Origin of the sequence: Rhizobium phaseoli (genome assembly GCF_003985125.1) — a bacterium.
Lineage (GTDB): Bacteria > Pseudomonadota > Alphaproteobacteria > Rhizobiales > Rhizobiaceae > Rhizobium > Rhizobium phaseoli.
In genome coordinates, this window is record NZ_ML133616.1 from 1 (window position 1) to 8,140 (window position 8,140).

At 55.4% G+C, this 8,140-nt stretch carries 6 protein-coding genes and 3 pseudogenes; 6 read left to right on the plus strand and 3 right to left on the minus strand.

The genetic code is table 11. The features are described from left to right. Both EFD56_RS32000 and hemN read left to right on the plus strand, forming a co-directional pair. A pseudogene (locus EFD56_RS32000) lies at positions 1–127 on the plus strand (nitrogenase); the annotation flags it as partial. Positions 128–215: 88 nt separating this feature from the next. Further along, positions 216–1,562 (plus strand): oxygen-independent coproporphyrinogen III oxidase, encoded by a 1,347-nt coding sequence (gene hemN / locus EFD56_RS32005; protein WP_126907119.1) that lies wholly within the window; start codon positions 216–218, stop codon positions 1,560–1,562. 550 nt (positions 1,563–2,112) lie between these two features. Here hemN and EFD56_RS32015 read toward each other — a convergent pair. Together EFD56_RS32015 and EFD56_RS32020 are read right to left on the minus strand one after the other, a co-directional pair. After that, entirely contained in the window at positions 2,113–2,652 is a 540-nt protein-coding gene (locus EFD56_RS32015; RefSeq protein WP_004679185.1) for a hypothetical protein, read from the minus strand. 128 nt (positions 2,653–2,780) lie between these two features. Continuing rightward, positions 2,781–3,455: an MreC domain-containing protein gene (locus EFD56_RS32020; protein ID WP_029875595.1), complete on the minus strand. Its 675-nt coding sequence runs from the start codon at positions 3,453–3,455 to the stop codon at positions 2,781–2,783. A 175-nt stretch (positions 3,456–3,630) separates the two neighbouring features. Here EFD56_RS32020 and EFD56_RS32025 point away from each other — a divergent pair, with 175 nt between their 5' ends. From EFD56_RS32025 to EFD56_RS32045, 4 genes and pseudogenes are all read left to right on the plus strand, one after another. Further along, positions 3,631–4,047 (plus strand): hypothetical protein, encoded by a 417-nt coding sequence (locus EFD56_RS32025; protein ID WP_011053452.1) that lies wholly within the window; start codon positions 3,631–3,633, stop codon positions 4,045–4,047. A 760-nt stretch (positions 4,048–4,807) separates the two neighbouring features. Continuing rightward, positions 4,808–6,865 (plus strand): carbamoyltransferase family protein, encoded by a 2,058-nt coding sequence (locus EFD56_RS32035; RefSeq protein WP_011053454.1) that lies wholly within the window; start codon positions 4,808–4,810, stop codon positions 6,863–6,865. 194 nt (positions 6,866–7,059) lie between these two features. Beyond that, positions 7,060–7,455 (plus strand): FkbM family methyltransferase, encoded by a 396-nt coding sequence (locus tag EFD56_RS32040; RefSeq protein WP_080712025.1) that lies wholly within the window; start codon positions 7,060–7,062, stop codon positions 7,453–7,455. A 59-nt stretch (positions 7,456–7,514) separates the two neighbouring features. After that, positions 7,515–8,021, plus strand: a pseudogene (locus EFD56_RS32045) (IS5 family transposase); the annotation flags it as partial. Between the two features lie 2 nt (positions 8,022–8,023). On the opposite strand, the pseudogene EFD56_RS32050 reads toward EFD56_RS32045, so the two are convergent. Continuing rightward, a pseudogene (locus EFD56_RS32050) lies at positions 8,024–8,140 on the minus strand (IS630 family transposase); the annotation flags it as partial.

Here is an 8,140-nt window from a genome sequence, read left to right on the forward strand (position 1 = left end):
AGACAAGGCGGCGAAGCGCCGCAAGAAGCACCTCAGCGTCGCAACGAGCGGCGACGAGCCTGGCGATGAGCCGAAGGCCCTTTCCGAATGCGACGTCAAATCGAACATCAAGTCCATTCCGGGCGTGGCATGTGCCCAATAGGACCACGCTTTCGAAGGAAAAAAACGTGTCAAATATTGTATGTGAACGTGACACGGACTGCAGGCGAAAGTCTTTGCGCGCACCGTCGTCGATTTTCGTTCCGAACACAAATAGCGGGGCGCAGTTGCCTTGGTATACTATCTACCCAACAATACAGGAGTTTTCTCCAGAAATCGGCGCCCACACTTATGAGCAATGGCTGAGAAGCCAGGGAACTGATGACGCTGTCTCGCTCTATCTCCACATTCCATTCTGCCGCTCGATGTGCTGGTATTGTGGTTTTCCGACTAGCATCACTCGTCGGGACACTTTGATAACCGATTATCTAGCAATGCTGCGCGAGGAAATCCGCCTGGTCGCCGAGCAAGTGCCGCAGGCACTCTCCGTGGGTGACGTGCACTTTGGCGGCGGATCCCCGACCATTATGCCATCGGCAGACTTCCTGTCGCTAATGGAACTCCTGCGCGGCCGTTTTGCGCTTGAGCGAGGTGCAACCATTGCCGTTGAGGTCGACCCGCGCACGTTCACCACCGATATGGCCGAAGCCCTAGAAAGAACCGGTGTGAATCGCGCAAGCGTCGGTGTGCAGAGCTTCGATCCCGTCGTACAAAAAGCGATCAACCGGATTCAGAGCGAGGCGCAAGTGATGACCGCCGTCGAAAACCTCCGCCTGTATGGGGTCAGGCGTATCAATTTCGACTTGATGTTCGGTTTGCCGAACCAAACCGTCCAGTCCTGTCTCGAGAGCGCTATGTTAGCTATTGCGATGCGTCCCGACCGCCTCGCGGTTTTCGGTTATTCCCACGTTCCATCTTTTCGAAAAAATCAGCGCTTGATTGACACAGCAGCACTGCCCGATATAGCCGCGCGAGCTGAGCAGGCCTCAGCCATGGCCGATACGTTAGTTGCAGCAGGCTATCTGCAAATTGGTCTCGACCATTTTGCTTTGCCGGATGACGAGCTTGCAATAGCACAGAGAGCTGGTCGTCTGCGCCGAAATTCGCTTGGTTACTCTGCCGAAACCTGCTCAACTGTCATCGGTTTGGGCGCGTCCGCCATTGGTCGTTGCGGCGACGGTTACGTTCAAAACGATCTCACGCAAAGCTGTTATAACCGGCACATAGCATCCGGCCGCTTGGCGATCTCAAGGGGCTACCGTTTAGCTACCGAGGATCGCGTAAGAGCTGCAATCATCGAACAGCTCATGTGCTACTTGAAGGCGGACATATCAGCAATCTGTACGGCTCAGGGATTTGATCAGACCCATCTAGTGAGTTCAGCTAAGCAGCTAGAGATTCTGGCTGAGGATGGGATCGTTGAGTTTGACAACGGTTTAGTCAGTGTGCGGCACGAACGTCGCTCTGCCCTTCGCCATGTCGCTGCCGCGTTCGATGCTTATCTTGGCCGCCAGCCGATCTAGACTGGCAAACGGAGGACCTTGGAGTGATCACTTAATCGAGCTCGAGTTCGTCGAGATGTTAGGCAGGAGGCAAGCCCCCAATTGCTCGATTTTAAATTGATCGCTGAATTCGCAGTCCATGGCATGTGTCGGTCTCGATCGCGTCACAGTTCAGCTCTCGCCACTGGCAAAGAAATCCGCCGTCAAATATCGTGAAAGGTCTGGCGCAGCACGGCTTCACCGGCTCGGTTGCGCGCGCCAACTTGAAGCAGGCGACACCTTCGTTCAAAACGGACCAGACGCCCGGACAGTTCAGCTTGACGCCACCAATGCGGCTTCGATTGCGCAGGCGGCGGAGACGCGCATCCAGGAAACCTGCGGCAGGCTCGATGTTCACGGTGGCGATCGAGCGCGGTTAAATGCCTAGAACATGGCCTAAACACTCTTGTCGTTGATCTCGACGAAATGGGACCGTGTTCGGACCCCAATTATTTGTCCTTGCCGTACACAGGTGATGCTGCCGTTGGCTCCACTACATGCCCAGGGCGACAGGTTGTTGCACTGCGACAGGTCACCGTTCAAACCGCTCCAGCATTGTTCTCAACTGCGCGTTTTGCAGCCTTAGCTTTCTGGCTAGCTGCCTCCTGAGCACCCTGATGTCTTCGTCGAGGCTCATCTGGTCCGCAGTGTGAACTGCCGGGGCAGCGTTTGCAATCGCGGCTGATGCCTTCTTACGCGGGGCGACCTCGAGAGTTCGCTCGAGCCTCGTAGCATCGTGCCCAGCGGCGATGTCGGTACTAAGCCCGCCGAATGGAGGTGGATCGGCCGCCTCAACGTTTTTGGCATCTTGGCCTTCGACCTGATCGTGGCCACCGATTCCGACTTCCTTAGAAACAACAAACTCGGTGGAAATTGCAGGAGAATGGCCGTGACGGGGAGGCCCCTCGCTTGCCGGTCGAACGGCGCTTATCAGGCTCTTCTCGGCAGGCGTTTCGGTCGGACCGGCAATGGCCAATGTGTCCGGCGTAACCTTCTGGTCCGAGCCGTTTTCTCGCTTTTGTTCGCGACCCGGTGAGATCAGTCGGGCAAGAAGTTTCCAGGGAGACGCCATCTATCCGACCTCGCGTTTTATCCCGCAAGCAGGCAGTGAGTTTGGGGTCCGGCAACAGCATTACCGTTGCCGAATTGTTTGTCTCGATAAGAATGTAGATCCGGTCGCTTATTGACCGGCTGCTTATATCAATCGAGCTTGAGCCGTTTGCGCAGATCTTCATTTTCAGCGCGAAGTTTTCCAGCAAGAAGCTTGCGCAGCCGCTGATTTTCCTCTTCCAACTGCAAAAGGTCTGCCATTTCATCGCTCGCCGTCATCGGGGCAGCCGGCGCTGCCTGCACAGCCTTTGGAGCACGGCGCACAGGTGCGCGTTTGGCGCTCGCCGTGGCTTCGATAGCCTTTGTCTTGCGCCCTCTCCTCTTCACACCACCGTCCCCGGCCAGCGCAGCTGCCGGCTCTGCCGTAGCGTCAGCTAACGCGGTCTCGAGTGCCGCGACTTTTTTGGCGCGCGGTTTGCGCTGTTTCTTCGGCGCATTAGGCGTTTCGACAACGGTCTGTCCATCGACCTTGGTTGTCGTATTAGTCTCGTCGGCCATGCTCATCTCCTGTGTATCTGATGCAGTTGTCGACGGCCCGAGAGGCGCTGTCAACAACTGCTCGGCCTGATCTTGTTCCGGCAAAGACATTTCGCTGTCGGGTTTGCCACTCTGAGAGCTACCTGACAGAAAAGGCAATGCCTCTTCCTCTAGATCGCGCGCGACTGACTTTAGATCCACATTGCCCCAGATCGAGTTCGATCTGGCATCAAGTTTTCGCCTGCCGTTCTTGTACTCGACGGCAAAACTGCGTTGCACTTTTTTCAATATAAGAGGCCTTGGAGAATCCACGGGGTGGCTGATGTTATGCTGGAACAGCACGAATAGCGCCTACCGGACTACCAGTCTATACCCACGGTCTAGCCTGAGGCCAATTTTTTAGCGCCGCATTATTTTTTGGAGTTACCGCGGCCTCTGCCGATTTATCGTCCCGGTCCCTAAAGTGGTGAAGGAGCCGCGCACCAACCCAGGCTTCTCCTTCGTCGGCTGGCGCTTCAAAGACCAGATGCTGCGCACTTACGCCGGGGAAAATGTTGAAGCGCTTGGCCCACGTTTCGCGGCACTCGCAGCGGCGGTGCTGACCAAGACCGAACGCAGTTTCCTTGCAGCTAGCGCCGCCATTAGGCTCATTGATGTGCCGAGACGAACATGCGGCTTGGCTTTGTCGGCTGAAACAAGAGTAGCGAAGGAGTGTTGCTTTTATGACAAGACACGAGGAGTTTGTCGGTCGAATGTCACAGGCGGATCTGCCTTGCACACGGCCGCCATAGAGAGAAGGATGGGGTCGCCGCTCGCTTCACTGCTGAGTCACGCCATCGTTTTCGTGAATGCATTCCATCCAAACAATCGATTTTACTGATCGAAACGGTTGCCATTAGAAGACGCTGAAGAAGCGTTTTGTAAAAGCCGTAATTCGGAGTTCTTAAAATGGGTCCTCGGGTGCCGTGGAGACTGTGCTGGGAAAACGAGATGAGGCAGTCGGTCTGCTGCCTGGTCTCGATCGTTATCTTGCGCTCGACGTGATCGGGTAGAATCTTGGTCGTTGCTTCTCGACGTTTCAGTGGGCTCTCACGGGACGCACTTTTGCCCCGGTCGATGCCGCCTCCTATTCGTCTTCACCGCGCGCTGGTCATCTTTCTACTGCTTCCCCTTCTAGCGTTTGTTGCAGATCGGTTCTCACGCCGTGGGCGCCGTTCGACGTGATTATCAATGGCGGCCCCACCGCGTGGGAGCTGAGTTCGGTACTGGCGCATATGCGAATGACGGAGGCCGGCGGCGGAATTCTGTGTGCTATGCCTCGGAGCCAACGCAGGCGCACTCGCCGCTGCAAGGATACGGTCTGCGACCTTTGCAGCGACCACCAAACGTCGTTGTGGCTGTCGGGCGGAAAGATGAAGGACTGGGTAATGTGGATACGTTACGCGGCGTTACTGCCGCAAATGCTTCGGTCTGGGGCTCTGTTAGCGCCGATTGTCGGCAATCTCACCGATCCGGTCACGATCTGATTTCGGCTTCGACCCGTGAGCTCTAGCTGCACTGTCAAGCGCCACCCTATGAAACTGCGAAAGCCGGTGGCCAGACCAGAGCGACCTACCTTTCGAAACGAACTGGAGAGCAACATGCTGTGTCTAGGGCTCAGTGGCGGTCTAAGCAGAGTCTACGAAAATTCGTTCGATCTACCGAACACCTTTATGCACGATGGGGCTGCGGTTCTCGTTCGCGACGGGCGAGTGATAGCGGCGGTCGAGGAGGAGCGCCTTAACCGGATCAAGCACTCCAACAAGTTACCAACGCGTTCGATTCAATATTGCCTCGCATCTGCAGGTGTTCACCTGAGCGACATCGACCGCATCGCGTATTATGCGACCGAGGCCTATTGCAACGCTGTGCTCGAGCGCGTGCGCCTCTCTCACCCAAGTACCCCAATACCGGACGCGAGACTGTTGTTGTGCGGATTACTCGGGCAAGAATTTGGTGCCGAAATTGATCCCTCACGTGTGTCGTTCGTGAGCCACCATATGTCGCACGCGGTGAGCTCGTTTTTCATGTCGGGCTTCGAGCGAAGTTTGGTCCTCTCAATTGACGGCGGTGGAGACTTTCTTTCGGGGCTTTTGGCGATTGGTTCCAGCACGGAGATTGAGCCACTCGTGACATTTCCGGAGAATGATTCTCTAGGGCTGCTATACTTGGAAACGATCCGCTACCTAGGTTATGGCGCGTTCGATGAATATAAGATCATGGGTCTGGCACCTTACGGCAATCCCGCTTCGTACCGCGAGATCTTCGAACAATTTTACGAACTCCTAGACGACGGTGGTTATCGGGTCCATCTCGACCGAGTTGGTCCTACGTTGCTCAGTAACATTCAAATACGCCAGAAAGGCATGCCGTTCACGCAGCAGCATAAAGATGTGAGTGCTTCACTGCAGGAAGCACTGGAACGGATCGTGTTCCACGTCCTACGGCATTACACCAAGGTTACGGGCATCGAACGACTGTGTTTGGCCGGAGGAGTGGCTCACAACTGCACTTTGAATGGCAAGCTGCTGTACTCGGGGATGTTTGACGACATCTTCGTGCAACCGGCTGCCCATGACGCTGGCTGCGCACTAGGCGCCGCATTGATGGCGTCTCATGATCTGGGGCATCCGGCACCTCGTGAGCGTTTGCAAAACGTCTATTGGGGACCCGACCTGGAGAGCGAAGGAAGCGTGGAGGAGGAACTTTTTGCTTGGGGCCAGCATCTCGAAATTGAACGGAGTGATGACGTGACAGGCAAAGCAGCCGAATGGATTGCGGATGGCGCCGTGATCGCCTGGGTGCAGGGGCGTTCGGAGTTCGGTCCACGGGCGCTAGGCAACCGGAGTATTCTTGCTGATCCGAGGCCGGCGTCAAACAAGGATCGAATTAATATGATGGTCAAGAAGCGGGAAGGCTACCGCCCATTTGCTCCCTCGGTATTGGAGGAGGACGCCGTGGAATTTTTTGATCTGCCAGGTACCTTGCGCAAATTTCCTTTTATGAATTTCGTAGTGTCTGTGCGCGAACCCAAGCGTAGTTCGCTAGGCGCCATCACGCACGTAGATGGTACGGCTCGTTTGCAGACAGTGTCACGCGAGACAAATCCCGCATATTGGGAGCTAATCAATGCTTTCGGGAAGCGAACCGGCGTTCCGATCTTGCTCAACACGTCGTTTAACAACAACGCCGAGCCGGTAGTGGATTCGGTTAGGGATGCCGTAACGACTTTTTTGACGACCGACCTGGATGCACTTGTGATCGGTCCATTTCTCGTCAAGAAGCGAATCTCAACGATGGAGGAGTGGAATAAACTAGCAGTTTCCTTGCCACCTTACGCAAGTCTCCATCAGGCGCGTGCATATTCCACCCTGGATCGGCAAGAGACTGTATGTGAGATCCGCACAGGCGCCTCCAGCCTGCAGGCCGTGCGTATTTCACCGGAGTTGTTTGAACAGCTAATTAGGATTGAGGGAGAAGCCCTGGTTGGCGACATATTGGATGGAATCGCGCCTGTTTCAGGTAGTCGTGAGACTTTCCTAAATGAACTTCGGCAGATTTGGGAGCAGCGTTGCATATGCTTAAGCCCGGTACGTGGCCGCAAATCACAGGTATCCGTCCCCGCTGAGGCCTCGGTGACTAGTGGGCTTTCAGCATAGCTTGGGGTCGCGTCGTTACGCCAAACAAACTCGCGAATAGCAAAGCCCGCGACCGACAATGCGCCGTGCCCACCTAATCGCACGGCGACGCGTCAACAACCATGTCGAAAGAAGGGCCAAATGGCTCGGTATTTCAGTGATATCCTGTCCGAGCTCGTTCAGCAGGGGCACTTCGAAAAGTTAAGGAGACTGTGATGGATCCGGTGTGTGAGTTAAACGTACATCGACAGATCGTTTCGCTTCTCGATAAGCCTAACCCTGTAATCTTTGACATTGGGTGCAATGACGGAAGCGATGCTCAACGCTTTCTGCGCCTTCTTCCGAGCGCCCAGCTCTATTGCTTTGAGCCAGACCCCAGAGCCGCTGCACGCTTCAAGGAGAAAATGGTTTCTGATCGGGATCGGATGAGGCTATCCGAGGTTGCGATCAGCGACCGAAACGGGATGATCGAGTTTCATCCCAGCAATGGCAATGACAGCGCTAAGGAATGGGATCTCTCGGGCTCGATACGCCGTCCCAAGAACCATCTTTCTGAGTACGAGTGGGTTCGGTTTGACCCTCCGATTTCGGTTGAGACTAGGTCCTGTTGACAAAGTGGATTCCCAAATCAGCCTAGGCGTGATTCAAGACTGCTTTTTAGGAAGCAGCTATGGCACGAGGCGATTTGAGTGATGAGGAATGGCGGATTGTCGAACCGCTATTGCCGACCGAGCGTGGTCGCAAGTCTCGGCCATCCCACGACAACCGCCGCTTTTTTAACGGGATGCTCCATGTTCTGCGCGTCGGCTGTCCGTGGCGCGATATGCACGAGCGATATGGAAAGTGGAATTCGGTCTATGTTCGTTTCCGCCGCTGGGCCGAACAAGGTGTTTGGGACGCACTTCTGGAAACGCTTGTCGAACTTGGATTGACCGATGACTGGCAACATATGATTGACAGCACCACGGTTCGCGGCCATTCGCAGGCTGCGGGCGCTAAAGGGGGACTTATAAGGAGGGTTTTGGTCGATCACGCGGCGGCTTTACGACAAAAGTCCATGCCCGCGCAGACGGTCAGGGACGTCCTCTCGGCTTTGTCCTGACAGGTGGCGAGGCTTCTAATTATAGCTAGCGCCGTTCCAGCGCTTCTTACCATACCCGTTGGCAAACCTAGAGCGTTTCAGGTTTTCACGGAAGCATATCCGGCATTGGCGAAGTAGTTGCTGCATTCGCTGGGCTCGATGGTTGTGACGAGGTGTCCGATGTGGCGCCAGGTGTCATCGATGGTTCGCTTCTG

Bases quoted from the DNA above. Each gene is read 5' to 3' on its own strand.
- EFD56_RS32015 (WP_004679185.1), bottom strand. From the start codon at position 2,652: ATGGCGTCTCCCTGGAAACTTCTTGCCCGACTGATCTCACCGGGTCGC.
- EFD56_RS32035 (WP_011053454.1), top strand. From the start codon at position 4,808: ATGCTGTGTCTAGGGCTCAGTGGCGGTCTAAGCAGAGTCTACGAAAAT.
- EFD56_RS32040 (WP_080712025.1), top strand. From the start codon at position 7,060: ATGGATCCGGTGTGTGAGTTAAACGTACATCGACAGATCGTTTCGCTT.